Raw genomic sequence first — 2,360 nt, forward strand, 5'->3', positions numbered from 1 at the left:
GCATTGGGATCCGGTGATCGACTGGGCGAGGACGCTCGGAGCCCGCTTCAATCTGGCCGAGGGCATCATCCATGTCGAGCAGCCGCGCGAGACCATCGCCGTGCTGGGCAGCCATCTTGCCCAGCGCGCCGAGCCGCTGCGGCTCGCCGCCATCCATGTGATGACGTCGCTGACCGGTTCGGCGCTGCTGGCGCTGGCTGTCGATTTCGGCGAGATCGACGCTGAGGCTGCCTGGGCCGCTGCTCATGTCGACGAGGACTGGCAGATCGAGCATTGGGGGCAGGATGCGGAGGCCGTTGCCCGCCGCGCGGCTCGCAAGCGCGACATGATGGCTGCCGCCGGCCTGCTGCAAGCGCTCAAGGGCTAGGGGTTTCCCAACTCGCCCGGTTTCATCCCGCAGCGCACCTAATACCAAAGTCATAATCCCAAAGACGCGCTGCCTTTGGCGGGCGCTTTCTGTCATTTTTCCCGAATGGCTGTCGTTGAGTCCGTGCTCGGAGGAGAACGCGGACAGTGTCGCGCAGCATTGAGAACGGGTCTCACGGGAGGATAACGCAATGGCAATAGCATCGACCGCCGGCGGAACAAGCCGCGGCATGACGCGGGAAGAGAAGAAAGTCATCTTCGCTTCCTCGCTCGGCACCGTTTTCGAATGGTATGATTTCTATCTTTATGGCTCGCTGGCGGTGTTCATCGGTTCGACCTTTTTCAGCCCAGCCATTCCGGAAGCGACCCGCAACATTTTCGCGCTGTTGGCTTTCGCCGCAGGCTTCCTTGTGCGCCCGTTCGGCGCACTGCTGTTCGGCCGCATCGGTGACCTTGTCGGCCGTAAATATACTTTTCTTGTCACCATGACGATCATGGGCCTATCGACCTTCCTGGTCGGCTTGCTGCCCGGCTATGCCACTTTGGGCATCGCCGCTCCCGTGATCCTGATCATCCTGCGCATGCTGCAGGGCCTGGCTCTGGGTGGCGAATATGGCGGCGCGGCCACTTACGTCGCCGAACATGCGCCGGACAACCGGCGCGGCTACTACACCTCGTGGATCCAGACCACCGCGACGCTCGGCCTGTTCCTGTCGCTGGTTGTGATCCTGATCGTACAGGCTTCATTGAGCAAGGAAAACTATGCTGCCTGGGGCTGGCGTATTCCGTTCATCGTGTCTTTTCTGCTGCTCGGCATCTCGATCTGGATTCGGCTTTCGCTTTCCGAATCCCCGACCTTCCAGCGCATGAAGGATGAGGGAAAGGGCTCCAAGGCGCCGCTGACGGAAGCCTTCGGCCAATGGAAGAACGCCAAGATTGCACTGCTGGCGCTGCTCGGCCTCACAGCCGGTCAGGCCGTGGTCTGGTACAATGGCCAGTTCTACGCGCTGTTCTTCTTGACCAACGTGCTCAAGGTCGACGCGCAGTCGGTCAACATCATGATCGCGGTCGCCCTGGCGGTCGGTTCGATCTTCTTCGTCGTCTTCGGCTGGCTCTCCGACAAGATCGGCCGCAAGCCGATCATCATGGCGGGCCTTGCGCTGGCGATTGTCTGCACCTTCCCGCTGTTCAAGGCACTGACATGGGCTGCCAATCCGGCACTCGCCACGGCGCAGCAGAACACCAGGGCGACGGTGACCGCGGCGCCGGGCGACTGCAAATTCCAGTTCAATCCGGTTGGCACGGCGAAGTTCACGACATCCTGCGATATCGCGACTTCGTTCCTGACCAAGAACTCGGTTCCCTATGACGTGGTGTCGACGGCTGCCGCCGGCACACCCGCATCTGTCAAAATCGGCAATGAGACGGTCGAGTCCTATGACGCCATCGCCGCCGGTGATCAGGCCAAGGCCAAGGAAGCGGCCTTCATCAAGGCCGTCAATATGTCGCTGCAGGACGGCGGCTATCCGCTGAAGCGCGCGGCAGCCAAGGTTGCGGACCAGAAGCTCGATGCGTTTGTTGCCGCCAACCCGGAACTGAAGCTGGACGCCGCTGCCATCCGTGCCGGTGAAAAGGCGACGGTGCCGATCGACCAGGCGGTCAAGGACAAGCTGCTGACCACCGATGAGGCAGCGGGCGCACCCGAAGTCACCGTCTACAACATTCCAGGCGGCGGCGCGTTCGCCATGTTCGCCGATCCTGCAGCAGTGAACTGGCCAATGACGATCGGCATCCTGTTCATCCTGGTGCTGTTCGTGACCATGGTCTACGGGCCGATCGCGGCGATCCTGGTCGAGATGTTCCCGACCCGCATTCGCTACACCGGCATGTCGCTGCCCTATCACATCGGCAATGGCTGGTTCGGTGGACTGCTGCCGGCAACCGTGTTCGCGCTCAGCGCCTACAAAGGCGACATCTACTATGGCCTTTGGTAC

At 61.7% G+C, this 2,360-nt stretch carries 1 protein-coding gene and 1 pseudogene; both read left to right on the plus strand.

Translation table 11 applies throughout. The features are described from left to right. A pseudogene (locus EN884_RS33250) lies at positions 1 to 367 on the plus strand (ATPase); the annotation flags it as partial. A 190-nt stretch (positions 368 to 557) separates the two neighbouring features. Continuing rightward, on the plus strand, positions 558 to 2,360 hold a 1,803-nt coding region (locus EN884_RS33255), incomplete at its 3' end, for an MFS transporter (RefSeq protein WP_128361015.1).

This window comes from Mesorhizobium sp. M7A.F.Ca.AU.001.01.1.1 (genome assembly GCF_004022735.1).
Taxonomy (GTDB): Bacteria; Pseudomonadota; Alphaproteobacteria; order Rhizobiales; family Rhizobiaceae; genus Mesorhizobium; species Mesorhizobium ciceri.